The organism is Spirochaeta lutea, from assembly GCF_000758165.1.
Taxonomy (GTDB): Bacteria; Spirochaetota; Spirochaetia; order DSM-27196; family Salinispiraceae; genus Spirochaeta_D; species Spirochaeta_D lutea.
In genome coordinates this window covers 286,350-311,593 of the sequence record NZ_JNUP01000065.1, presented here as the reverse complement: position 1 = coordinate 311,593, position 25,244 = coordinate 286,350, and the positions used below count along the sequence as shown (strand labels likewise).

Annotated in this window: 21 protein-coding genes; 12 read left to right on the top strand and 9 right to left on the bottom strand. The window is 58.5% G+C overall.

Annotated elements, in window-relative coordinates; all coding sequences use genetic code 11:
* The 3 genes from DC28_RS10465 to ychF form a co-directional block, all read right to left on the bottom strand.
* Positions 1-1,383, bottom strand: coding sequence for a tetratricopeptide repeat protein (locus tag DC28_RS10465; RefSeq protein WP_037548170.1), 1,383 nt, complete (start codon positions 1,381-1,383; stop codon positions 1-3).
* 130 nt (positions 1,384-1,513) lie between these two features.
* On the bottom strand, positions 1,514-2,257 hold the full coding sequence (locus tag DC28_RS10460) for a response regulator (protein WP_052078761.1): 744 nt from the start codon (positions 2,255-2,257) through the stop codon (positions 1,514-1,516).
* A 12-nt stretch (positions 2,258-2,269) separates the two neighbouring features.
* Complete coding sequence (ychF, locus tag DC28_RS10455; RefSeq protein WP_037548169.1) at positions 2,270-3,376, bottom strand: redox-regulated ATPase YchF; 1,107 nt, start codon at positions 3,374-3,376, stop codon at positions 2,270-2,272.
* Between the two features lie 206 nt (positions 3,377-3,582).
* Between ychF and DC28_RS10450 the strand changes: the two genes are divergently transcribed.
* On the top strand, positions 3,583-3,978 hold the full coding sequence (locus tag DC28_RS10450) for a thioredoxin family protein (protein WP_156104656.1): 396 nt from the start codon (positions 3,583-3,585) through the stop codon (positions 3,976-3,978).
* Here the strand turns inward: DC28_RS10450 and purE are convergent.
* Together purE and DC28_RS10440 are read right to left on the bottom strand one after the other, a co-directional pair.
* On the bottom strand, positions 3,926-4,435 hold the full coding sequence (purE, locus tag DC28_RS10445; RefSeq protein WP_037548167.1) for a 5-(carboxyamino)imidazole ribonucleotide mutase: 510 nt from the start codon (positions 4,433-4,435) through the stop codon (positions 3,926-3,928). The genes DC28_RS10450 and purE overlap by 53 nt on opposite strands.
* A gap of 36 nt (positions 4,436-4,471) precedes the next feature.
* On the bottom strand, positions 4,472-5,614 hold the full coding sequence (locus tag DC28_RS10440; RefSeq protein ID WP_052078759.1) for a 5-(carboxyamino)imidazole ribonucleotide synthase: 1,143 nt from the start codon (positions 5,612-5,614) through the stop codon (positions 4,472-4,474).
* 191 nt (positions 5,615-5,805) lie between these two features.
* Here DC28_RS10440 and DC28_RS10435 point away from each other — a divergent pair, with 191 nt between their 5' ends.
* Entirely contained in the window at positions 5,806-6,480 is a 675-nt protein-coding gene (locus DC28_RS10435) for a lycopene cyclase domain-containing protein (protein ID WP_037548166.1), read from the top strand.
* 23 nt (positions 6,481-6,503) lie between these two features.
* Here DC28_RS10435 and DC28_RS10430 read toward each other — a convergent pair whose 3' ends face one another.
* On the bottom strand, positions 6,504-8,717 hold the full coding sequence (locus tag DC28_RS10430; protein ID WP_037548163.1) for a cyclic nucleotide-binding domain-containing protein: 2,214 nt from the start codon (positions 8,715-8,717) through the stop codon (positions 6,504-6,506).
* 84 nt (positions 8,718-8,801) lie between these two features.
* On the opposite strand from DC28_RS10430, the gene DC28_RS10425 reads away from it, so the two are divergent.
* Both DC28_RS10425 and DC28_RS10420 read left to right on the top strand, forming a co-directional pair.
* A complete protein-coding gene (locus tag DC28_RS10425) occupies positions 8,802-10,244 on the top strand; it encodes an amidase family protein (RefSeq protein ID WP_052078758.1) in 1,443 nt (480 codons plus the stop codon).
* A 73-nt stretch (positions 10,245-10,317) separates the two neighbouring features.
* Positions 10,318-11,484: an MFS transporter gene (locus DC28_RS10420; RefSeq protein ID WP_037548161.1), complete on the top strand. Its 1,167-nt coding sequence runs from the start codon at positions 10,318-10,320 to the stop codon at positions 11,482-11,484.
* A 15-nt stretch (positions 11,485-11,499) separates the two neighbouring features.
* Here DC28_RS10420 and DC28_RS10415 read toward each other — a convergent pair whose 3' ends face one another.
* Both DC28_RS10415 and DC28_RS10410 read right to left on the bottom strand, forming a co-directional pair.
* Positions 11,500-14,088: a histidine kinase dimerization/phosphoacceptor domain -containing protein gene (locus DC28_RS10415; protein ID WP_037548160.1), complete on the bottom strand. Its 2,589-nt coding sequence runs from the start codon at positions 14,086-14,088 to the stop codon at positions 11,500-11,502.
* The gene (locus tag DC28_RS10410; protein WP_037548158.1) at positions 14,066-15,763 is read right to left on the bottom strand and encodes a DUF342 domain-containing protein; all 1,698 of its coding nucleotides are present in this window, start codon (positions 15,761-15,763) and stop codon (positions 14,066-14,068) included. The genes DC28_RS10415 and DC28_RS10410 overlap by 23 nt, the downstream gene beginning before the upstream one ends.
* 85 nt (positions 15,764-15,848) lie before the next feature.
* Here DC28_RS10410 and DC28_RS10405 point away from each other — a divergent pair, with 85 nt between their 5' ends.
* From DC28_RS10405 to DC28_RS10375, 7 genes are all read left to right on the top strand, one after another.
* Entirely contained in the window at positions 15,849-16,841 is a 993-nt protein-coding gene (locus DC28_RS10405) for a DMT family transporter (protein ID WP_037548157.1), read from the top strand.
* A 254-nt stretch (positions 16,842-17,095) separates the two neighbouring features.
* Entirely contained in the window at positions 17,096-17,917 is an 822-nt protein-coding gene (zupT, locus tag DC28_RS10400) for a zinc transporter ZupT (protein WP_037548438.1), read from the top strand.
* A gap of 19 nt (positions 17,918-17,936) precedes the next feature.
* Positions 17,937-19,070 carry an ABC transporter substrate-binding protein gene (locus tag DC28_RS10395; protein ID WP_037548155.1) on the top strand — a complete coding sequence of 378 codons (1,134 nt, stop codon included), beginning with the start codon at positions 17,937-17,939 and terminating at the stop codon, positions 19,068-19,070.
* Positions 19,071-19,075: 5 nt separating this feature from the next.
* On the top strand, positions 19,076-19,867 hold the full coding sequence (locus DC28_RS10390; RefSeq protein ID WP_052078757.1) for an ABC transporter ATP-binding protein: 792 nt from the start codon (positions 19,076-19,078) through the stop codon (positions 19,865-19,867).
* A complete protein-coding gene (locus DC28_RS10385) occupies positions 19,852-20,601 on the top strand; it encodes an ABC transporter permease (protein ID WP_052078756.1) in 750 nt (249 codons plus the stop codon). Before DC28_RS10390 ends, DC28_RS10385 begins: the two co-directional genes overlap by 16 nt.
* 84 nt (positions 20,602-20,685) lie before the next feature.
* Positions 20,686-21,510 (top strand): DUF432 domain-containing protein, encoded by an 825-nt coding sequence (locus DC28_RS10380; RefSeq protein WP_037548153.1) that lies wholly within the window; start codon positions 20,686-20,688, stop codon positions 21,508-21,510.
* Between the two features lie 335 nt (positions 21,511-21,845).
* Positions 21,846-22,670, top strand: coding sequence for a mechanosensitive ion channel family protein (locus DC28_RS10375; protein WP_037548151.1), 825 nt, complete (start codon positions 21,846-21,848; stop codon positions 22,668-22,670).
* 133 nt (positions 22,671-22,803) lie between these two features.
* On the opposite strand, the gene DC28_RS10370 is transcribed toward DC28_RS10375, so the two are convergent.
* The gene (locus DC28_RS10370) at positions 22,804-24,090 is read right to left on the bottom strand and encodes a MalY/PatB family protein (protein ID WP_162180223.1); all 1,287 of its coding nucleotides are present in this window, start codon (positions 24,088-24,090) and stop codon (positions 22,804-22,806) included.
* A 46-nt stretch (positions 24,091-24,136) separates the two neighbouring features.
* On the opposite strand from DC28_RS10370, the gene DC28_RS10365 reads away from it, so the two are divergent.
* Positions 24,137-25,213 (top strand): amino acid--tRNA ligase-related protein, encoded by a 1,077-nt coding sequence (locus DC28_RS10365; protein WP_081942128.1) that lies wholly within the window; start codon positions 24,137-24,139, stop codon positions 25,211-25,213.
* The last annotated feature ends 31 nt before the right edge of the window (positions 25,214-25,244 follow it).

Genomic DNA, 25,244 nt, shown 5'->3' with positions numbered 1-25,244 from the left:
TCACATTCCTAGTTCTTGGGTCAGCAGGCTATGAAATCGCCGGGCCTCGCTGGAATCGGGCTCCAGCGACAGGGCTGCATCACAGTCCTTGAGCGCTCCGGCGAGGTCCCCCGTTCGATGGTACACCTGCGCCCGGCTCATCAGCACCTCGTATTGAAAGGGGTCCAGCTCCAGGGACCGACAGAAATCCTCCAGAGCAGCCCCGTCGTCCCCCAATTGCCGGTGAGCCAACCCCCGGTAGTGGTAAGAACGCCGGAGGTCACCCTTGGAGCCCAGGGACCGTTCAAAATCCTGGAGCGCCGCGGCATAATCCCCCAGGGCGAAATACGCCATTCCCCGGTGAAGCACCACCACAAAGTAGACCGCCGACCGGGGCTCAGAATCCAGAATCTTGGAGTACAATTCCACCGCTCTGGGGTAATCACTCCTGTTATGGGCATAGAGGGCCTTGAGCAGCAAGGAATCCGTGGTATTCGCCGCGCCGGTGGTTTGTTGGATGATATCTATCCCCCCCTCGGGTTCATCCCCGGGGGCGGCGCCATCACCGGCGGGAGGGGCCACCTCGGGGTTGGGGGCAGCGGAATCCCCTAAAGCCTCCCGGACAGCCGACCCCTGGGAAGGGTCGGGGGTGCTGGAGAACTCATCACTCAGGAACGTCGAAAACGCCGAACGCCTCTGGCGGATCTGCTGCTGCAGTTCACGCTGAAAGACCCGGATTTCGTGAAAAATAATATCCGCCAGGCTCAGGTTTGCGTTCAGGGCGGCAAGCTTCCGGCGCATAGGATCATCGAAGGGGGTAAACTCGCTCTTATACACCAGCTCATGCTCCACCTCGGCCCATGCATCCTGCAGGATGGTCCGCAGCTGTACCTCAAACACAAGATCGGCGTCAATATGGAAGCTGTCCACCACGTCTCCCGGGATATTCAAGAGGTAGTGGGTAGATTCGTACCCGAACTCCTTAAAGGAGAACTCGGCCCCCTTCTGCTCCCGCTCCACCACCCGGTATTCCTGGGCAAGGATTTGCTCCACCGTGGTAAGATCCTCCATAAAGGGACAAACAATCCGAATTCCCAGCAGGTCGGTAACGGGAACACATTCCGGCGCTGCACCGCTCCCCCCCTCCTCACTGTGGCCATTCACTCCGTTCTGGCCGTTTTCCAGCCCCAGGGGTGCGCCTCGGCGGAGGAGCTTCTTGTAATAACTCTGGAACTCCTTCACCCGGTATTTGACCGTAGCCCGAAGGCCAAGATCCATGAGCTGGGACCGGATGCGGCGGTGAATCTCAAAAAGGGCCCGTTCCCAGGCATCGGCGTAGCCGTTGTAGCGTTCCTCAAGCTCGCTGCGGGACGGAATCGGTAGGGCAACATAGTTGAATGACATGCCCCTATTGTAGCATAGGGGGGAGGCTTGCAAAACTAGGTTTTGCCGTGGTACCGGGCATGGGCGGGGGCTTTCCTGCTTTGCAGAGTGAATCAAAATCTCGACTGACAGGCCCCGGCATGGGTGGGGACTAGTCTTCCCGGGGAATCTCGGTAAGGCTTATGAAGCTGCCCCGGGGCACCTGGATGGAACCCAACACCTTGGCAATGAGAATCAGGGGAACAACCCCCTGGGCCGAGCTGAGAATCCGGATTCTCCGGGGCCGCTCGCCTTGGGCATCCTGGCCGCTCAAAGCACTGCGAAGGGTCTCATGGTCTTCGGGATGGATCAGGGTAAAAAGATCCCGGCCCTGAAGGGCATCTGAGGCCAGACCCATGAGCTCTGCCAGCTTCCTATTTGCCGAAATAATGCGGTGTTCCCCGTCCAATAAACAGAATCCCTGCTGCATGGTATCCAAGAGTTCCTGGATCTGCAGCTCCCGGTCCGACAAGGTACGCTCCATGCGGTATTTGTACAAGGCTATTTCAATGGTTACCTGGAGCTCCCGCCGGGTAAAGGGTTTGGCGATGTACCCGAAGGGCTGGGTGATTTTAGCCCGTTCCAGGGTGGCATCATCCAGGTACCCGGTTAGGTAGATTACCGGAATATCCAGGTCTCGGCGGATAATGTCGGCAAGCCCGACCCCGTCCAAATCACCCTCCAACTGAACATCCATGAGCACAAGATCGGGACGCTCCTGGGACAACATAGCCTGGGCCGAATCCGCATCCCCGCAGATACCGGTAATACCATATCCCAGGCGTTCCAGATGGCGCTCTATGTTCCGGGCGATAATACCCTCATCCTCCACGATGAGAATTCTAGGGGTTGGCACAATCAGGCTCCCTTACAGGTTAAATTTGAAATGCATAATATCTCCGTCCTTCACGAGGTATTCTTTACCCTCCTGACGGAGTTTGCCGGCCTCACGCACCTTCTGCTCGCTTTTATAGGCTACCAGATCATCGAAGGAGTAGGTCTCAGCCCGGATGAATCCCTTTTCAAAATCAGTATGAATAACCCCCGCCGCCTGGGGAGCTTTGTCGCCCTCATGGAAGGTCCAGGCACGTACCTCCTTAGGTCCGGCAGTAAAATAGGTGCGCAGACCCAAAAGCCGATATCCCTCATGGATAAGGCTGCTCAGACCGCTTTCGGTAAGCCCGGCATCCTCCAGGAAGGCCTGACGCTCCTCGGGATCCTCCAGAGCTGCGATCTCCTTCTCAATCTGACCGGAAAGAACCACCACCCCGGCCCCTTCAGCCTGGGCGATGGACCGTACGGTTGCCACGTACTCATTCTCAGTGCCGATACTGGCCTCGTCCACATTGCATACATAGAGCATCTTCTTCCGGGTAATGAGGTGTAGATCCCGCAGGAGCTCCTCCTGTTCATCATCCAACTCCAAGGCCCTGGCAGGACGGCCCTCCTGAAGCAGGGCCTTACACTGCTCAAGAATAGGAGCCAGCGCAGAAGCCTTCTTGGCAGCCTCCTTGCTCGCCCGGGAATCCTTCTCAATCCGGACCAGACGCTTCTCCACCGTCTCAAGATCAGCCAGGGCCAGCTCGATATTGATAGTCTCAATATCCCCAGCAGGGTCGATCCGGTTGTCCACATGTACAATATCGGGATTCTCAAAGCAGCGGACTACATGGACGATGACCCCCACCTCCCGGATATGGCTGAGAAACTTATTACCCAGACCCTCTCCCTTGCTGGCTCCCTTCACCAGACCGGCGATATCAACAAATTCCACCACCGCGGGAATAATCTTCTCGGTGGGTATATGCTCGGCGATGCTCTGAAGTCGGGGGTCGGGCACATTCACGATTCCCACATTGGGATCGATGGTGCAGAAGGGGTAGTTGGCACTCTCCGCAGGTGCGGAGGTTAAGGCAGAAAAAATAGTCGACTTTCCCACATTCGGAAGGCCGACGATACCGCAATTTAATGGCATGAGTTCAATTCCTTATTCCTGAATATATCTCTATAGTGCATGGAAGGCGCTAAAAATACAAGCATAGAAGGTTCTTGCAAAACCCCGTTTTACAATCGGCTCCCAGGGTTTTTCGGTCCTAGGGTGATTCCAATGCCGTTTCCTCCCCCACCCGGGGTATTCACGCCTCATTGACTATATATGCATTTTACTATATTTTAATCCCCATGAAACCCGTCCACACCCTGGAAGAATACCAAGACCTCCTGGATCAAAACCCCCTGGTCCTCACCTATATTACCGGAACCAACTGCGGGGTTTGTTCATCGGTAAAACCCAAGATCCGGGAGATTCTCGCCGATTTCCCGGATATCACAGCCCTGGAGATCAACGCCCACCAGGACCGGGAACTTGCGGCCCAGCTTTCGGTGTTCACCATTCCCGCGGTTCTGGTCAGCGTCCAGGGTCGGGAGCATATCCGGGAAGCCAGGTACTTCTCCCTGGAGGAACTCCGCCGGCGGATTGACCGCCTGGTCGCCCTCTTTTCCTCGGCAGCATCCCCCCAGCCGGCTACTTCATACCCCGAAGGTACTCCTGCCACCCCAGAGATTCCAACGAGGTAATTTTATCCCCCACCTCCTGCTCCATTGCCTCCTGAAACCCCGCTAAGCGCCGGGCCAGCTCTTCATCCCAGGCTGCGATCATCCGGGCAGCCAGTAGCCCCGCGTTTTTAGCACCGTTAATAGCCATGGTTGCCACAGGAACGCCTCCGGGCATTTGAACAATGGAAAGCAGGGAGTCCAATCCCTGGAGATTGCTGGACCGTACTGGCACGCCAATGACCGGCAAATCCGTCAGGGCGGCAACCATACCCGGCAGATGGGCGGCCCCGCCTGCACCGGCGATGATCACCTTGAGGCCCTGCTTTCTGGCGTTTTGGGCGTATTCAAACATCCTCCGGGGTGTGCGGTGGGCAGATACAATGGTCGTGCTGCACCGAACATCCAGGGCTTCAAGCACCTCAGCCGCCTTTGCCATCACCGGTAAATCAGAATCGCTTCCCATAATTATTCCGACCATCGTCTCATCCTCCCTTATATTCCTTCCATATTCCTTCTATATTCCTTCAACCCGCAGAATCTGCTCCGCCCGGCGGGACAGCTCCAGCGCCTCGTCCAGGCGATCAGCCAGGATGGTAACATGGCCCATTTTTCGCTGGGAACTGACCCGGTCCTTCTCATACCAGTGGAAATTAAGCCCCGGTAGGGCCAGGGCCTGATCGTATCCCCGGATAACCGGGCTTCCCGATGCGCCTGCCGCCCCCAGAAGGTTCACCATCACCGAGGGTTTGGTCAGGTCCGTGCTGCCCAGGGGCAGTCCGCAGACCGCCCGGATGTGCTGGTCGAACTGGCTGGTAAGGCTTCCTTCAATGGTCCAGTGACCGGAATTATGGGGGCGGGGCGCCACCTCGTTTATCAACACCTCCCCCTGGGGAGTTAAAAACAGCTCCACGGCGAACACCCCCACCCCCTCCAGGGCCTCCACAGCCCGGGTGCCAACATCCAGAGCCCGTTCGGCAACCTCCTGGGAGATCCGGGCCGGGGCACATACGGAATTACAGATCTGGGTATGGGGATCGAAAACCATCTCTATGACCGGCCAGGTTCGGATCTCACCATCCCGGCCCCGGGCCAGAAGTACGGCGAGCTCCATCTCGAAGGATATGCACTCTTCCACCATGGAAGGCCCCTCCAGAATCTCCCCCCGGGGCCCGGTGAGCACCTGGACTCCCCGGCCGTCGTAGCCCCCCCGGCGGAGTTTCTGCACCGCCGGATATCCAAACCCCCGGGGCAGACCCTCCCCGGGGCTATCCCAGGCACTGAACCGGGGTACCGGCAGACCGGCCTGAAGGAAACACTGCTTCTGGACCAGTTTATCCTGGATGGTTTCCAGGGTATCGGGCTGGGGGAACACCGGAATGCCCCTGCTCCGGATTTCATGGAGCACCGGGGTGTGAATATGTTCAATTTCAAAGGTGAGAACGTCCACCCGGCCTGCGAGTTCCCGGATCGCCTCCGGGCTCTGCAGGTCACCCCGGATACAGATATCCGCCACTCCCTCCGCCGGGGGATGCTCCTGAGGATCCAGGCAGGTGGTATGAATACCCATGCGGCGCGCCTCCTGGGCCATCATCCGGCCCAGCTGCCCGCCTCCGATTATGCCGAGCCGCAGCCCGGGAAGGGATGTATGATCTACCATGGGGGGATTATGGTAGAATGTATCCCGGGGTTCAAGGGCCTCCGGAGATCCGCTCCATGAGACGGGGTCTTGGGGGATTTCATTGCCCGCCCCCGGGGTTAGTGGGTATATTCAGGGAAGCTGCGGTTTAATACCACCATGCAGACCGTCAGAAACGCCCTCGGCTGAACGGATTCGAGAAAGGAGTCCCAGTGAAGAAACACAGCTACACCCTTATCGCCCTGGTAGTGATTGCCGGCCCCCTGGCTTTGAGCTTTGATCAGAAGGTGAACTTCATTCAGTACCTGCTCCCGGTCTTGGGAGCCACGGGAATCATCGGCGCCCTGTATATCATCTGGGATATGCTGGTAACCCGGGCAGGACATTGGCAGTTCAACGATGAATTTGTGGGAACACGACGGCTGCTCGACCTTCCCCCGGGGGAGTGGCTGTTTTTTCTCTGTGTTCCCTACGCAACCCTCTTCATTTTTGAGGTGGTAGAGGCCTATTTCGGCATGGGAACCCTCCGGCCGGAGCTCTGGTGGACCCAGGCCCTGGCAATCCCGCCCTTTTTGGCCCTGGCCTTCCTATTCCGTCGTCGGGGATACACCCTGCTGGCCATGTCGTCGGTAGCCTTGTTTGCCCTGGTTTCCTTGATTCTTGTTCCCGGGCTCTTTGCCTCATCAAGCTTCTGGCTGTTCTTCCTCTTCTCGTTTCTGGCCTTCTCCCTGGTCAACGGAATCTACACCAGCCTGCCCACCATCCGCTATAATTCCCGGGCAATGCTCGGAATCCGGGTGGGAAGCATTCCCCTGGAGGACTTTTTCTACAACCTTGCCTATCTGGGCCTGACCCTGACGGTGTACCTTGCCTTGAAATCACCCTAAACCCCGTCGGAAACGCTGGGTAGTTAGGAATGTATCCGGGATACCGACTCGCCGAAGGCACGGAGCCGCCGCTCGTAGGTTTCAACAATCTTCCATTCGATAATCGGGATGTCCCGGAGGGCTGAGCCCTTTATGACGAAGAGCTGAGAATCCTCATCCAGAACCAGGGAGAAGAGGCTGCCGGTTTTACCGAAGAATATGCTTTCTTCCCCGAAAAAGTCCCCGGGCCCCAATACCTCGATCTCCCGGTCATCCATGAGAACCCTTCCCCTGCCGGACTTTACCAGGAAGAGGCTGGATTCATCGAAGTTTTTAATCCGGTCTCCTGGGGGGTATAGCCGGGTTTCCATGGCCTGAACCACCCGGTGCATGACCGGGCTGGAGACCATTTCGCCGAAGAGCCAGGTGGTCTGGAGAAAGAGCATGGCCTCACAGGATGCGGTAACACTGCGGAGGTCGGCGTTCCGCTGGATGAAGAGCCGGTAGAGTTCCGTTGGTATGGCTAGGGCGTTCACATAACTCCTTGCCCGGTAGGTCTGGGCAGGAGCCTCGCCCCCCAGGGCCTCCAACTCGCCAATTAGGGTGCCGGCGGATAGCATATGGTCCAGTTCCCTGGAACTCTGTACGACCTCGGCTACGCCGTTAACAATCAGATACACGTTTTTTGCCTGGACACCCGAGCGCTGGATGAGCACCCCGGAATTGAAACTCACCAGGGGGCAGTTCAACAGCATATGCAGGTCGTAGCGGGCCGCCTGGGGGAAGTAGGATCGGAGATAGGCCCCGGCCTGAACCCGGACGTAATCGCTGTGGGCCGGAATGAGCACATCTTCCTGGCCGAAACTGACATTTGCACCGATTTCCTTTTCCTGGGTGGTCAGGTCCCGGTCCATGTGGGCGAGGATGATTTTCTTGGATCGATCTCCGGAGAAATCCCGGGCATCTCCGTGGATAAGCCCGCCTCCGATGTCGATTTTTTTGATATCCGCAGGTTTTAATAGCTGACCGGCTATCCGCTCATAGAGTTGACGGGAAAATTCGTCAGCCTTCGGATGATCCAGGAGCATCCTCTTCATGACATCCCAGGAGGCGATGTCCGCCAGGTGGGCGTAGGTCTTGTAACCGCCCTCCCACATACTGCGGAACTTGAGCACCGTGGTCTCCACGGGGTGGATGGAAAGGATGGGTTTAACCTCCAGGCCGTCGATATTATTCCACTGCCCCTCCTTGAGGTCGTGGAACTCAAAGGTCCGCTGGAACCGTTTCTCCGGCAATCCCATGATGGCGGCCAGTTTTTTCATGATAGTGGACCGGACCATGGGGGTGGCAAAGTAGGCGATACGGTGGTCTGTGCGAACGAGACTGGTGAGCCCGGCGAAATGGTCGTCATGGGCGTGGGTCTGAAAGATACCGTGGATTTCATTCACGCTGATGCCCAGGGCTGTGAGACTATCCAGAATGTTAGGCCCGGTATCGATGAGATAAATCTTCCCCTGGAACATCACAATGCTGGACATGCACGGCCGGTGGGGATCCCATCCGTCCCCCTCCCCCACGTGGATAACCGAGAAATAATGCCGTTGAATCCGGTGAAACCCCAGGGTTACCGGGGCCGGATAGGTCTGCCCAGCAGGCAGATTCAGATCTACCTCCAGCTCCTGATCATCCTCGGTAAACCGGAAGCGGTTCATTCCCAGGCGCTGGGCGGTTACCCCGGGAGCAAGCTCCACCTGGCCGCCGTCGAGGCTGACCATTTCCAATAACTCATCGTATTTCCGGATCTTTTCAAAGGAAAAGGCCAGCTTAATCCGCAGCAGTTCCCGGGCCAACTGGTCGTCCACCCCGCAGGCTTGGATCTCCTCCAGGGTTCCCAGTCCGTAGGTACCCCGGAACAAATAATCCCGCAGACTACGAAGCTGCTGGCTCAGACCCAGGATGAGGGGTTTACGCCCCGTGTTCCCCGGATGGCCGGGAATAATCATCCCCTGGCGGTAGAACATCTGCAGAATCGGGAACTCCGCCATGTTGGTGAACACCCCGCCCTGGAGGGGCAGATCCGAAAGCAGGATAGCATCCGGGCCGGACTCAAAGAGGCCTCCATCCCAGGGTTTTCGGTGGATCAACCCACGCTTCATGAGGTGTTTTGTGACATCCGGGGGGCAGCCGCAGAGAACCGACCGCCCCGCCTTGGGTATGGTAACCAGGTATACACCGGGACTTACTTCAATCTTTTCCATTTATATAAAATTGTATAACCCCAGGGAGTAGACCGCAACCACTTTTCATGGACAGAGCCCAAGAAATCGTCATACCATAGCCCCATGGTACCCCTTCCGATTGCCCGGGAATTCGACAGCAGGCTGGAGCGTATCCTCCAGGAGGACGAAACAGGGTGTAACGCCGTCATCCGTCTGGCAGAGCTTGAGTCCGAATGGAACCGGTCTCCCTTTAACACCAGCCCTCGGGACATCAGGGAAAGCATCCTCGCCGGAGCCCCAGTGCTGGTGAAGGACAACATCGACACCCAGGGGTTAGGTACAACCGCTGGATCCTTGGCTCTTTCGGGGGTCAGGGTGGATTCCGACGCCCCTATCATCAAAAATCTCCGGGCCTCCGGCGGCCTGGTACTCGGCAAAACCAACCTCAGCGAATGGGCCAACTTCCGCTCCAGCCGATCATTAAGCGGATGGAGCAGTAAGGGACGTCAAACCCTCAATGCCTTTGATCCCGCCCGGTCGCCCAGCGGCTCAAGCTCCGGCAGCGCGGTAGCCATCGCCAGGGGATATGCCGAGTATGCCTTGGGCACCGAGACCGACGGCTCCATCATCAGTCCCGCAGCCCACGCCGGTATCGTCGGCATAAAGCCGAGTAAGGGACTATTGGACTGCACCGGGATCATCCCCATTGCCTCAAGCCAAGACACCCCGGGACCCATGGCGGCAACCATGGGCGGCGCTGCCCGGCTGCTGGCAGCCCTGCTTCCCCCGGACCCCGCCGCACAGGCTATTGTTGAACGACTCATAACCCCTCAGGCAGCCAATCCCGCCGGTCTACGCTTCGGTGTATGGACGGGGGGCGAGGTGTTCCTTCAGAAACCCTATGCACCGATTCTTCTGCTCCTGGAGGAACTTGCAGTCAGTCTGGTCCAGGCAGGGGCTGTACGGGTCCCCGATGAGCTCTGCGATCCCGAGGATAGAATCTCCCTCCGGGAGGCAGGTGAACTAGAAATGGCGATTCTGCTCCATGAGTTCCGGGACGAGATTACCGAGTACCTCACCACCCGGCGCAGCACCAGCCCCATTCAATCCCTGGAAGGACTCATCGGCTACAACGAGATCCACCGAGAACAGGTCATGCCCTACTTCGGCCAGGATTTGTTTGAACAGGCCCTCGGGACGCCGGGCAAAAGAAGCCACGCCTACCGTCAGAGCCGGGACCGGTTGAACCACATCATGCTCCAGGACTGCTTGGTTCCCCTCTTCGAATCCAACAATCTGGATCTGCTGCTCATGCCCAGCAACGGACCCGCATGGATACGCCGTCCCGGCAAACCCCAGGGATACTCCGGGGGAACCTCCAGCCTCGCCGCCATAAGCGGCTGGCCCAGCGCCACCCTGCCCCTGGACCGCCGACGGACCCCGGAACACCTCCCCATCGGGGTAAGCCTGTTGGTACGCCCCGGCCAGGATGAACAGCTGTGCCGGATCGGACTGACCCTGGAGCAGCTCATTCATCAGGGAAATCAGGAACACCCGAACCCCTGAAGCCCCTATCCGACCCCGGGGAAGATAGATCGTCCGCTTGACCAACCGGAGCTTTTCCACCACTCTTTCCGGTATGTCCAACAAAGCACAATCCCCATCACCGACGAATTTCAGGGCCGTCCAGTTTCTGGTTCTGGGAGCCCAGTTCATCTTCGCCCTGGCGGCGAATACCATCCAACCCCTGCTTCCCACCATCCAGGAGGAACTGGGATTAAGCATCTTCGCCAGCAGCGCCCTGCCTACCATCTACACCGTTTCCCTGGCGTTCACAAACCTGGCCGTAGGGTTTTTCATCGGTAAATTGGGAATCAAGCGGATGATTCTGGGGGCGGGAATCCTGGGTGTCCTCGCCAGCCTGCTTGCCTTTTTGAGCCCGAGCTTTGCGGTCCTGACCCTGGCATACATCGCCTACGGCTTTGCCATCGGTTCAGCCTTCACCAGTCTGACCACCCTCTACAGCCATCTGCCGGAACGCTACCGCGACTTCGGTCTCTACCACGCCTTCTTCGGGATCGGCGGTATCGTCGCGCCCTTGATAACCGGGTTCGTACAGAACCGCGGGTTGGACTTCCATCTGATCTTCCTGGTGTACCTCATACTTATGTTCGTAAGCTTTTTGGTTTTTCTGCTCTTTCCCGGGTTGGAAAACCGGAAATACCAAAACGGCTCCATGGGGTCCATGGTAAAAACCCTGCTCGGCCCCCTATTGATCATGGGAATCGCGGTAATGGGTACCTATGCAGCCGCGGAGATTGGAATCGTAACCTACGCGGGAAACCAGCACATCGGAACCTACAGTACCACCCCGGCCCAGGCGAGTCTGGTCCTCAGCGGATTCTGGGTGGTGTTCACCCTTTCGCGGTTTATCACCGACCCTCTTGCCCGGCGCTTCGGCACAAAAACCCTGGTGCTTGCCTGTGTAGGCATTGCATTCTTGGCTCTGATAGGATGGATCCTCGGAGCCGGGGTTTGGACCTTCCTGGTTATCGGGCTTGCTCTGGGTCCAATCTTCCCCGCTATGCAAAAGTTCATTAACAACCATCTTCCCGATGAGAAAAAAGGCCTCTTCAACGGCGGAACCTACGCCTCCCTGGGGGCCATCACCAGCTTGGTACTTCCCCTCATGGGTAGTCTTGGTGAAGGGGGAATTCAACGCGCCTTTATTCCCTCGGCGGTGTGTCTGATACTGCTGTTTGTGCTTGTACCGGTGGTGATTCGACGGCTGGATAATCAACCCTGACCAGCCCGAACCAATTCATTGAGGGTATACCCGTTCCGTGTAGAGGGTATTGTAGAAGGTCATCACCCATCGGACACCGGGGTTGTTCTCCCGGAGTTCCAGGGTACCCCTCAGCTGACCCTCAACGATTTTACCCACGGTCTGGAGTCCGATGCCCCCGTGGGTAGCCAAGGAAAATCCTCCGGGCATACCCCATCCGGAATCTGCCACCTCTATCCGGCACCGCCCCTCGTCCTCCCGGGCGACCTCCAAACTGATAACCCCCGGACCGCCCTTGGGAAATGCATACTTTATTGAGTTGGTGATAAGTTCATTCAACACCAATCCCAGGGGGGTGGCAATATCGATGAGCACCTCGACGTCCCCGCAGTCCGCCTCAAGACGTATGCCCGATCCCGCCAGGGTGGCAATGACTAACTGGGCCACATCCTCCAGGTACTCTCCCAGACTAAGCCGGGACAGGCTTTTCGATTGGTAGAGTTTTTGGTGAACCAGAGCCATGGAGTGAATCTTTCCCTCTAGCTCAGCCAACAGCCCGTCCATGGCAGGGTCATCCAGGGTAAACCGTTTCAAGGAAATCATGGAGGCAATGACCTGCATATTATTCTTGGTACGGTGGTACAATTCCCGGAGCAGGGTCTTCTTATCCTTCAAAACCTCGCTAATGCGCTCCTGAGCTTGGGTCAGCGACCTGAGATCATGGATCACCGCGAAGCCGGTTTCACCCTCTTCTCCGGCGACAGATCGGCTGTAACTGACCTCTACCGCTCTGGGCTCGCCGAATGCATCCACATGAAGCTCCCGTACGGTACCAAATCCGCTGCCCCTCTCCGCTGATTCTACCGACCCATCCTCACCGGGCGACCCGGCTGCCCCTCTAGTCCCGGCCCCCGGCGCTTCCCCGGCTGCCCCATCCTCTCGGATTAAATCCGGGACACCCTGCATACCCAGCTTGGAGAAGGCCATTCCCCGAAACTGCTCCTCGCTGTAGCCGTAGTAGGCTGCAGCAGCTGGATTAGCTTCCAACACCCGCTTACCCCCCGGATCAATCCGGAGTACCACAGCGCTAGTGCGGTCGAACAACCCCTGCACCTCCCTCCGGAGCGACTGGAGTTCGCCGGCCGTCCTGACTTCTCGGGCAGCGCCCTGGAGCACAACCAACAGATGCCGACCATCCTCGGAACCCAGGGTCCTCATCCTCATGGGCTCGCCTCCGGGCAGAACAACGTCCCGAGAGCCGCCGGTTTCGGGCAGATCCAGGGGCATAACCATTCCGGGCTGAACCACCCTTCCCTCCTGGAGCAGTCCCAGCCAGTAGGAAGCGCAGGGATTTATGCTCCGAATTATGCCGTCTCGGGAAATCCACACTAGACCCAAAGCATCCTGAGACCAGAGGTCAGTAAAAAGGTCCCTCAACCGAGCCAGCTCTTTTTCCGCTCCGACCCGGACACTGATATCTTCCAGGATTACCGCCCCTAGGGAGCTGAAGGGGATCTTCCTCCTGGTCATTCCCAAGATACGTTCCTCAGGGCCAACCTGCGCGGTGATCTGCCCCCCGGTGTCCTCTGACCCCCCCGTACCCGGTCCCTCACCCGGTCCGAAAGGCTCGCCCAGGACTGAGCCGGGGGGAAATAGGGAAATCAGGGGGTGATTCGCATCCGTGCCTGTCCATTCCCGAGGCAGGGGACCAAGAACGCAGCCACGGTTATCCACCAGCAGCCCAGGGCCTGCCGCCCCGGCCCTCATGACTGCTCTCCGGTATAAACCGGCGGTACCAGTCACCCCGGCGGCAACCAGCGCCAATGCCGCGAAAAAAACACCCGCACCCCGGGCCGCTGGAAACCCCGGGGACGACATCGCCTGTTCCGGGCGGTAGACGGCTGCCACGGACCATCCCTCGCCGTCGGGCAGCCGGACATCCCGGAGGAGGGCATGCTCATCGAAGGCCCCCTCGGAACCCCAGAGCAGTGTCCCCATCTCGTTTTTAACCCCCAGCTCTATTGCTGGATCGGTCTGGAGGCCCGGCATCCCGGCCATAGAATCCACATCCACCACCAGACCGGCAAACCCCCAGAAATCCCCCTGGGCATCCCGGACAGCCCGCCGAAACACCAGTCCCTGCCCACCCTGAAAGAGTTCCAGGGGGCCGGAAACCGTAATCCCCGAGGAATACTGGGCCATGAACACCTCCTCTCTCACTGCCGACCGAGGATCGGCAAAGAGATTCAGACCCAAAACCGTCTCGTTTCCCTGGTGGGGATACACATGGGTGATCACTCCTGCGGGGGCAAGGTAAAGATTTCGGAGAACCGGAAGGCCGGCGTGGAGAACCCGGGCTGCTACCTCAAAATTCTCCCGGGATAGTCTGTTTTGCTGGTGAGCGGCGAAATCGGCCAGACCCTCAACGGCAAGGGAGAGCCGGGATAGGTACTGGTCCAGTTCCACCTGGAGGGAGGATAACCGGGCTTCCACCATCCGCTGCTGGTCGATGTGCCGTTGGTCTTGAATGCGGGTTACCGTCCAAAGGGTAAGCAGGGCGCCCAAAATCACCCCCAAACAAATCCCCGCCCCCAGGGCCCGGCTATGAACGCGCCAATTTTTCATAGGAAATTATCCCGTTTTCCTTGTCGATGAAAAACCGTACCGCCTTCAGGGGCTTTGTGGGGGTAAATTGCAGGGAGCAGATTCGTAACCGTACCCCTGGATAGATGGTATCGTGAACCTCCAGGGCCGCCGTATCGTTGACATCCAGGAGGGGTAATAACCGAATCAACTGTTCATTATTGTATTCCTCTTCCTCCATGAGCTGGGCAAAGCGTTTTTCCGCCCGCTGTTCCCGGATACGGCCCACCCGGGCTTCCCGGGCAAGTTCCCGCCGGGCAGATCGAATGGCTTGCTGCCGGGTGTTGTAGTGATCCACCATTCGTTCAACCACGAAGTCGATGCCTAACACCAGCTCCGTAACGCTCTCGGCCACATTCCCGACGACCCCGGCGGAAATCGTATCCCGGGTTTTCACCTGGCCGCCCACTATCCTGCCCTTGGGTAGGATCACCGAGCCCCGGGTATACACCCGGCTGTTGTAACAAGCCTTCTCCAGGACGACATCGCCCAGGGCTTCGATGGTACAGTTTTCCACATGCCGGGCAGAAACCCGTGATTTGGTACGCAATAAACCCCGACCGTGGCCGATGATGCCCTCCTTCACCGTCACCGCTCCCCCGGTCATAATCTGGTGCACATCCAGTCCGTGGAGGCAGTCCAGGGTTCCTCCGATCCAAACCTTGAAGCGGTCCCGAACCTCCCCTTCCAGGATCAGGTTTCCGGGAAAACGGATATTGCCGACCCGGTAGTCGATATTTCCCTTAATCCGGATGGTGGTCTCCACAAAAAAGGATTTCGCATTCCAGCTCAGTTTCCCTGTTACCTCGGCATAGACCCGGCCCCCTTCTACCCTCGTGCCCTCCCCGGGTTCAAGGGTAGTAATGGTCTGATTCGGAAGGGTAACCTGACGGCCCCGTACGTCGTAGCCCGGCTCTCCCGGGGTCGGTTGTTTCCAGATGGCCAGAATTTCTCCCCGGGACACCACAAGGTAACTTTGGATCTCCCGGTAGTCCACCCGGTTGTGGATGCTCACGGGTTCCGAATAATCCGGCCCTTTTCCGGGTGTGGATTTTTCAGGTGTGCTTTTCCCGGTCCCGGAAGCCGAATGCCCGACAGGGCCGCCGGAAGACGGGGACTCCGGTTTGGACGGATGAGCTGCTTGAGAGTCGGAAACCCCGCCGGAGTCCCCAACGGGGGACTCTCCCGCAAAGGTTCCGGAAGTCGACTGGGACTCCGGTGCAGACCGAAGGCCGCGTTGAGGATCTGAAACCCCGCCGGAGTCCGGGCCGGGGGAGGGGCTGACCTCGGCACCCTCAGCATTGTCGGGTAGGCGGTCCGGTTTTTCATCGGGACCGCAATCCCGGTCCTGGCGAAAAATGGGATCCAGGGCGCGGAGTTTGGGTGCGAAGATATAGTACCCTGGGCACTGGGCCTTGGGTGGTACCCCATGGGCGATGGGTACCCGTTTCTGGGACATCCCGTGACGGGAGGCTGCCTCTATGCTCCGCCGGATGGCGGGAATGTCGATACCCTGGGTTACCCCCAGGGTGGTCAGCCGGGTATAGATCTCTTCCTCGGGTATCGTCTCTGTCAGCGGGCCCCGGACCCGGATACTGAGAAACACCTGCATCCAATCATCCCGGGGTTGTACGGAAATCTCATAATCAGTACTCACAATCCTACCCCTTCCTGGATTGTAGCCCTCGGGGGACTACCCTGCAATGGGTTTTTTAGAGTACAGTAGCGGTCCTGGAGTGAATATGCTGTTTATCGTTATGTTTCTTGCCATGTTCTTTTGGGGGGGAAGCTGGGTCAGTGCCAAGCTGCTTTCGGTGACTGCAGATCCGGTGCTCTTAACCTTCTGGCGCTTCGCCCTGATCAGTGTGGCGGCCCTGCCCCTTATCCGCCTGGACCGCCGCCTGGGATCCTGGGCTATCAGGGCTGGTGGAGGAGCCGAGACTACGCCCCCGGTGAATCCCGGGAAGGGCCTGGAGCACCGGGCAGCAAAATCACCCGAAACAAACAAAACAACCCAGAGCAACAGGCACACCTGGTGCTGGACCGTTTTGGCTGCAGTTCTCTTGACCCTGTACAACCTGGTGTTTTTCGGCGGGCTCCAATACGGAGCCTCGGGGAAGGCCGGGGTCATTGTTACCACCATCAACCCGCTTTTTGCCTTCCTCCTGGCCAGTCTCTTCGAGGCCCACAAACCCAAGGTCTTGCAATGGCTCGGCCTCGCCCTGGGAATTGCAGGCGGGGCATTGCAGACCCTCCCGGATCTACTGGGCGGCGATCGGGGACTGACGGTCTACACCCTTCTCTTTTTGGGGGCGGGCCTGCTCTGGGCCGGGCTTACCCTATGCAGCCACCGGGCTCAGCGGGGTTCCGGGGTGTTTACCTACACGGCCCGGGTGTACAGCCTATCCTCGGGGATTCTACTGGTTCTGCTGCTTGCCACCCGGGGATTCACCTGGCTGGGCGATCCGGTCATGTTCCAGCCGAATTTCTGGCTGAACGAACTGTACCTGGCCCTTCCGGCCGGGGTATTCGCCACGGGAATGTACTTCTTTGCCGCCCACGCCCTGGGCAGCGGCAGGGGTTCGAGCTTTACCTTTCTGGTGCCCCTTTCGGCCCTGCTACTCAGTTGGATTCTCCTGGGGGAACAGCCCGGGATATTTACCCTATTGGGGGGCAGCCTCTCCGCCGCTGCGGTATACATCATCCAGAAACAGGGGGCTGGACCGGGCAAATAGGGGCCGGGTGGGAAGAAATACCTAGTGCGCAAAAGGCTGTAAACCACACCAGGGGTAGCGGTACTAGCTTTCAGCCGGTTCCAGGGGAAACTCCGCTGGGGCAATGGTACAACCCTTTGCGCACTAGTCACCCCGTTAGCTCCTCGCCATTACAGGCTGGAGCAGAAAGGTAGGGTGACGGGGTAAGAAATATTTTAGTAGGAATGTGCATTCATCGTCTTGATTTTTTTGAGTACTCAAAATATATTTTTGGTATGATAACTACAACGAATATTCTATTTGCCTTCGGGCTTACCCTATTTGCCGGATTAGCCACCGGCATCGGCAGCACCCTGGCGTTTTTTACAAAACAAACCAACCCACGGTTCCTGGCGGGAGCGTTGGGTTTTTCAGCCGGGGTTATGATTTATGTCTCCCTGGTGGAGATATTCGCCAAGGCGTACACCTCCCTAGCTGAGGTCGTGGGACCGAAAACCGGGTATTGGTATACCACCCTGGCCTTTTTCGGGGGAATCGCCCTCATCGCTATCATCGATAAGCTGGTACCCAGTTTCGAAAATCCCCACGAACCCCGTCAAATGGGGGAGGCTGAGCCTCAGGGACAGCCCCATCCCCACAGCCACGCGGCCCTGCTGAGGATGGGCGTATTTTCCGCCCTGGCCATCGCCATCCATAACTTTCCCGAGGGCCTTGCCACCTTTATCGGGGCATTGGAGGATCCCGCCCTGGGCATCGGGATTGCCGTAGCCATTGCCATCCACAATATTCCCGAGGGTATCGCGGTTTCCGTCCCGATTTACTATGCTACCAAGAGTAGAAGGAAGGCCTTCGGTCTGTCCTTCCTCTCCGGTCTGGCAGAGCCGATAGGTGCAGCCTTGGGGTATTTTGTGCTCCTTCCCTTTATGAACGACCTGGTTTTCGGGCTGCTCTTTGCGGGCGTGGCGGGCATTATGGTGTTCATTTCCTTGGACGAGTTGCTTCCCACTGCAGAAAAATATGGCGAGCACCATATTGCGATCTACGGCCTGGTGGGTGGTATGGCGGTCATGGCCTTAAGTCTGGCTCTTTTTGTCTAAGCTATGATACCATAGGGGTATGGGTAATAATTTATCGAAATTCATACATGATTTACGTGTTCCCCGGTTCAGCCCGGCTCCTGATGTAGAGCGGCTCAAGGGCTCCTGTGCGGGTTCCCCATCCCGGGTACCCCCGGCGCCTGGGGCGGCTGGGGGCATTTCCTCCGGTATCGGAAGGGCAGCGGGACTGCTCTTGGGGTTTTTGCTGGCGCTTCCCTTGCCTTTGGTTGGCGGTTCGGCCCGGGAGGCCGGGTCGCCGCCAGGGGAGGAGCAACAGGCACCAGCACTAAAGAGCCTTACCCTGGGCCTCATGCCGGCGGTCAATTCAATCCCGCTCCTTGTGGCTCAACATCTGGGGTATTTCCAAGAAGAGGGCCTTAGGGTCACCCTGGAGTTGTTTACCAACCAGATGTACCGGGAAACGGCGTTACAAACCGAGACCATCGACGGCTCGGTATCGGACCTGATCAATGCCATCAGTGCAGTCCAGCAGGGGTTCCCTCTCTCGGTGACCTCCACAACCCAGGGCCGCTTCGCCCTGGTTACCAGCCCGGCCTCGGATATTACAACCTTGGAGGAATGGAACGCCCACCCCGGGCCCATCGATACCGGGCTCCTGGAACAGTCTATTATTTACTACGTAACCGAGGCCATGCTCAGCCAATCCGGCGGTAATACCCAAACCATCAATCTGGTGTCCGTCCTGCAAATGCCCCTGCGCATCGAGATGCTTCTGGCCGGAAAACTCCAGGCCGCCTGCCTTCCCGAACCCCTGACCCGGATCGTTACCGCAGCGGGAGGTCATATCATCACGGAAACAACGGTTCTAGACCAAACCCCGGGGGTTCTCCTGTTCACCCAACGGGCCATCCAGGAAAAGCCTGCAGAAATTCATGCCTTTTATCGGGCCTATAACCGTGCCGTCCAAGCCCTAACTGAAAATCCCCAGGCTTACACCGACATCATTATCCAAGGTCTCGGATTTCCAGCCCCCACCAGGGAATCCATCCAGCTTCCGGATTTCACCCAGGCCCTGCCTCCCAGCCCGGAGACCTATCAGTCCGTATTGGATTGGATGCAGAGTAAGGGTTTACTCACCGATCCGCCGGTCTACAGCCAGGTGATCGACACCCGGTTTGTACAGGAAGACTAACCCCCATGGCAGTTGTCCCGGCAATGGTGCAAGCAGAGAACCTCTCCGCCGGCTATCGGGATGCCCCGGAGGTATTTCGTGGGGTGAATCTATCTGTACACCCCGGGGACTGCCTTGTCGTACTGGGTATTTCGGGTTGCGGGAAAAGCACCCTTCTGCGGACCCTTGCCGATCTTCACCAGCCATCCTCAGGCAGGGTTGTCCGCAGCTACAAACCCCACCAGATGAGCTTCATCCCCCAGCACACAAGCCTGTTCCCCTGGTTCTCCCTGGAGGAAAACGTAGCCCTGCCCCTTACCCTCCAGGGCATACAGAAACAACCCAGGATCGCCGCAGCCCGGCAGGCCTTGGATAGTGTTGATCTGGGTGATTTCACGACCCGGCGCACATCCCAGCTCAGCGGGGGACAGCTGCAACGGGCCGCCTTGGCCAGGGCCTTGGCAGGGCAGGCCAAACTGCTGCTGTTGGACGAACCCTTCTCCGCCCTGGATGCCATGACCCGGGAATCCCTGCAAGACCTCCTCGCCTCCCTTATCCAATCCCGGAATCTTGGCTGTATCCTGGTCACCCACAGCATTGAAGAAGCGGCCATAATGGGAACCCAAATCGGGATACTGACCCCCCGGGGACTGGAAATCCTTAGGGAACCGGTAGACCCGCCCCAAAAAACCACCCCGCAGGTTGTCTCCAGACCTCCCCGGTCCTCTGCCCTGGAGGGGCGTACCAGCCCCGGGTACTTTCACCGATGCAGGACCATTCGAACCCGCTTGGAGGAACTGCAATGCCCGGAAGCATAAAAACCGTGCTCCACCGGACGATCTCCCTGGGTATCATGATCCTGCTCTGGAAGCTGGTATCCCTGGGAATCGTCAGTAGCGCCCTGCCGCCCCCGGAAGCCGTCTTCGCTCGGGCTGTGCTTCTTACCAGTCAGGGACGGCTCATCATCCACAGCCTGGCCACCCTGGGAAGGACCCTCGCCGGGGTAGGTATCGCGAGTCTATTTGCCCTGCCTCTTGGCATTCTCAGCGGACGAAAACCCCTGGCCGACACCCTCATGACCCCGGGATTCTACATTCTGTTCCCGGTTCCCAAAATCGCCCTATTACCTGTTCTGTTCCTGCTCTTCGGCATCGGCGAACTCTCCCGGGTCCTCATCGTTGCCCTGGTGCTGTTCTTCCAGATTGTACTGGCCATCCGGGATGCTGCAAAAGGCATTCCCCGGGAGCTGATAGAAACCTTTACCACCATGGGCGGCCGCGGGCTTAAAAAAGTCACCCTCCTGCTGATCCCGGCCATCCTGCCCGCCTTCTTTACCGCCCTGCGCATCGGCATCGGCACAGCCCTGGCTGTACTGTTTTTTGCCGAGACCTTTTTCACCCGCCATGGCCTGGGCTTCTTCACCATGGATGCCTGGATGAGAATCGACTATTTGGATATGTACGCAGGAATTCTGGGCCTTTCAGTCTTGGGGTGGATTCTCTTCGGTATTACCGACTTGTTGCAAAAACGGTACACCCGGGCGGATATGTGATGAATAGTTCACAACCCCTTTACCACCGAGGGGGGGTCGTGGCCCTGCTTAACCAAAATCATAAAAGAATGTACCATTCCTGCCATGAAGAACACCGATTTATGGGGCCCCATCCGGACTGATGACACCACATGCCTCTACTGGTCCTTTCCCCAATGCGAACTCTGGATACGCCGCGTCACAGACGAGTGGTTCGTCCTCACCCAGCACGCCCAGGACTACGCCCTGCCCGTAGCAACCCACCACACCACCGATAACCTACCCCTGGAAGCGGCAATCCCTGTGGATCCCCCGGAGGTCAACGGCTGGAGCCGCTTCGTAACCCTCCAACAGGATGAATTAGGTCTGCTGCCGGCTCTCCCGGACCGTCCCCTGGTCATACGCCCCAGCATGTCCTCCACCCTGCTGCCCGGCCGGTGGGCACAGTTTTTTCTCGCAATACCCGTTTGGGCCAACCTTGTCACCCTGAAATCCAAGGAACAGACCATCTTCCAGGAGATCCCCCTGACCCTGCTCTCCAACACCTGGTTCGGGAACACCACCGGGGGTGAACTATGCTACGCCCTGGACACCCCCTTCCACCGCAGCCCCGATGAAATCCAGAAAAACCCGGTCACCGCCATCTGTCCCCTGACCATCAAGAACAGCTCCAAGGAGCTCCTCCAGTTTCAGCGTCTCTGTCTGCATGTGGAAAACCTGGAACTCTATCAGGAGGAGACACAGCTCTGGACGAATCAGATTACTGTTACCTACAAGGGAGCGGAGCTGCTCAGCCAGATCGACATAAAAAAGACCCCGGCCAGAGAATCCCAGGGAAAAACAACCAGATTGCGGACAGCCAGGGTTCCTGCAAACAAGGGCGCCATCCGAAAAACCTTCGACCGATTCAAAGAAATCACGGGTCTATAATTCCAGGCCCGAAGAACGAGGGAGGAGCGGCCGAGCCCGGCGCCTCCTCAGGCATAAACGGCCAAGTTCCGAACCCGGCCTTCTGCTAACCTGGTGGGTAGCATCGAAGAAATGGCCCGGAACCAAACCGCGGCCCTCACCCCCGCCGGAGCCCCGGGGAGCCCCCGAGGGAGGGACCAAGCCCCGTCAACGCCTGGAACCAAACCCCGGCCGGAGCCCCGGGGAACTACGCCTCACCCCCGCCGGATTCCCGGGGAGCCCCCATCCCCGCCGGCAGACCCTTTCCGCAGCTTTTTCCGCAGACTTTTTCCTCGAATTGATGCACAATAGAAGCTATGCAGAACCTCCTATCCTCGGTTAATTTTGAAACCCTACTCACCACCGAAACCCTGCTCCAACTGGTCCAGGGCATACTCATCCTGGTAGGGGGCTACATCCTTACCCGATTTGTGGGATTCATCCTCCGCCGCTACCTGCTCAAGCCTCTCTCAGACCAGCTCCGCATGCTCATCGACAAACTTGTCCGATACACCCTGATGCTGCTCATATTTTTCTTCGCCCTTACCAGCCTTGGAATCGACGCCACCCCCCTCTTGGGAGCTGCGGGAATCCTGGGGGTTGCCCTGAGCTTTGCAAGTCAGGCGAGCCTCTCGAATATGGTCAGCGGCGTCTTCCTGATCTCGGAAAAGCCCTTCGTGGTAGGGGATATCATCAAGGTCGGGGATAAAACCGGCATCGTCCAGTCCATCGACCTGCTCTCGGTCAAGATTCGCACCTTCGATAACCAGTACATTCGAATCCCCAGCGAAAAAATACTCAACGCCGAGGTTACCAACATTACGCGGTTTCCCATCCGCCGCCAGGACTTCAAATTTACCCTGGCCTTCGATGCCGATACCGACCTTGTCACCAGCATTCTGGAGGATATAAATGCCCAGAACATCTACTGCCTGAACGAACCGGCGCCCCTCATCCTCTTTACCGGCTTCGGTCCATCGGGCATCGAGGTGCTCTTCGGGGTCTGGTTCAGCAAAACCGACTACGTGGTTACCCGGAACAGCGTCCTCACCATGCTCACCCAGCGGCTGTCCCAGGCCGGCATCACCTTCCAGATGCCCAAGTACCAAATTCAGCAGGTCCCCGAACCACCCATGCCCTAGGGTCTGCATGTTCTGATCTGCTTCGGGGAGGGTGATTCGAACGCCCCCGGTAGTCCCGGTGGCGATTACATCCGATGGATCAAGACCGAAGGGTGATTCGAATGCCCCTTCTACACCCTCGTCCGGCGCTGCCTCACCTGACCCCTGGCTCCGCTGCCACTACCTTGGTCAGCCAGGCCTCCAGACGTTCCAAAGCCTCCCTCAGCATCTCCCGGGAGCACCCGAGATTAACCCGGAGAAACCCTTCCCCCCCGGCGCCGAACTGGGGTCCGCTGCTGAAAAACACCCCAGCCTCATCCCGTATCCTGCGGTTCAACTGCTCCGCATCGAGCTTAAAAAACCGGCAGAGGGGCGATGCATCCCACCAGGCCAGATAGGTTCCCTGGGCCGGGCTGAGCCAGGATCCCCCAGCTTCCGTCACCCCATGCCCCGGGGCGTCCCCGGATTCCGGGAGGGCTCCCGGACTATTACCGGCTCCTACCAGGGCCGCCAGGCGGGACACTCCCCGGGCAAGCAGCCCCCGGTTTACCGCCACATGATCCATCACCTCATCCAACCAGGCATCGCCACCCCGGTACCCCGCCTTGGAGGCCTCCAGGCTCAGAATATTAGAAATATCAAACCCCGCCGCTTCGAAGGACCGGCGCACCCCCCGCCTGAGACCTTCACCGGCAGCCACAGCCTGGCAGCTCGGCAGCCCCGGTATATTGAAGGTCTTTCCCGGAGACTGGAGCACCACCACCGAGTCTTCAGCCCGGTCAGCCCAGGGTTCCCGGGTCAAAAACCGACCCAGGGATTCAAACCGGTTCCCCGGCAATATAAGGTCCCCGTGAATTTCGTCAGCCACCACCACCAGATTATGCTCCACCACGATATTCATCATGGCCTCCAGCTCGCCGACGGTCCAAACCCTGCCTACGGGGTTATGGGGGGAGCAGAGCAGGAGTACCCGGGCATCGGGCAGAGCCGCCAACTGCTCAAGTTCCCGGAGATTCATCTCGTACCCTCCATCCTCCCGGCGTACCAGGGGATTCTCCAAGAGCTTACGCCCCTGGCCGGTCACCGCGGTGAAAAAGGGATGGTATACCGGGGATTGAACGATCACCCCCTGACTCGGTTCAGCAAACCCGGCCACCAGGGCCCGGACGGCGGGCATCATCCCCGGGGCATAGAGCTGCCATTTCCGCTCGGGCCGCCAACCCTGGCGGCGGGCGGTCCACTCCGCAAAGCTCCGGAAAAACTCATCATCCGGGTCGGTGTAACCAAAAACCGGATGCTGCAACCGGCGGCTGATCGCCTCAGTTATCACCTCCGGGCTGGCCACATCCATATCCGCAACCCACAGGGGCAGCACATCCTCACCGATCCTATCCCACTTAATTGATCCCGTACCCCGACGGTTATAAAATTGTATACTCATACCCCGCATTGTAGCCCACAAGCCGGCTAACCGCTATACTCATGGCATGAACATGAGCCCCGAAACCTACCGCGCCCGGACCCGGATCATCCAGGCGGTCCGCGATTTTTTCACCAGCCGGGACTACCTCGAAATTACCCCGCCCATCCTCAGCCCCAGGGTCATCCCCGAGGCAACCATTCCCCTATTCTCTACCGCCTACCGCATCCCCGGTGCCGATGACCGGGAGGCCCAGCCCCTGTACCTGCTGCCCAGCCCGGAATACTACCTCAAACAGCTCCTCTCCCGGGATTGGGGAAATCTCTTTTCCATCTCTCCGTGCTTCCGAAACCAGGAGGTCTTAACCCGGGCCCATTCCCTGGAATTCACCATGCTGGAATACTACAGCGTCCAAAAAGACTACCGTGATTCCATCGCCCTGACCCAGGAACTCTTTGCCAGCCTCCCCTTGGGTATTCAGGGTGATTTCCATGCCCCTGAGCCCCCAACCCCCTCTGGCGGTAGTTTTGATTCCGCCTCGGCCTGGCCCGGCCCCGGGGGATTACACCGGGATTTCCATATCCTCACCATGGAAGACGCCTTCACACAGATCCTCGGCCGGGATCTGGCATCTGCCGCCGATCCTGATCACCCCGACCAGGCTCGGACGGGGTTGGCTGCCATGGCGAGCAGCCTGGATATGGGTGTTCAACCCGATGAGTCGTGGGATGACATCTTCCAGCGGATCTTTTTAACCCACATCGAACCGGAGCTTCCCCAGGACCGGCCGCTGGTTCTCCTGGACTATCCCTACCTGGTACCCAGTACCGCAAAACGCAAACCTGGTACTCCCTGGGCTGAACGCTGGGAGCTCTATGCGGGAGGGTTGGAGGTTGCCAACGTTTATACCGAAGAAAGCGATCCCGGGGTAACCAGGCTGTTCATGGAACGGGAGCTTGCCCAGCTACGCCGTCAGGGCAGCCCCGTTCAGGGCGACCCGGAGTTTGTTTCCGTAGCCGGATCCCTGCCCCGGTGTTCCGGGGGTGCTCTGGGGATTGACCGCCTGGTTATGCTCGCCCTGGGGTTGGACCACATTGCCCAGGTGACCCTCTTTCCCCTCCACAGCAGCCTGGATCGGGACTAATACCCCGAAAATCCCCGCAGCTGGACATCCC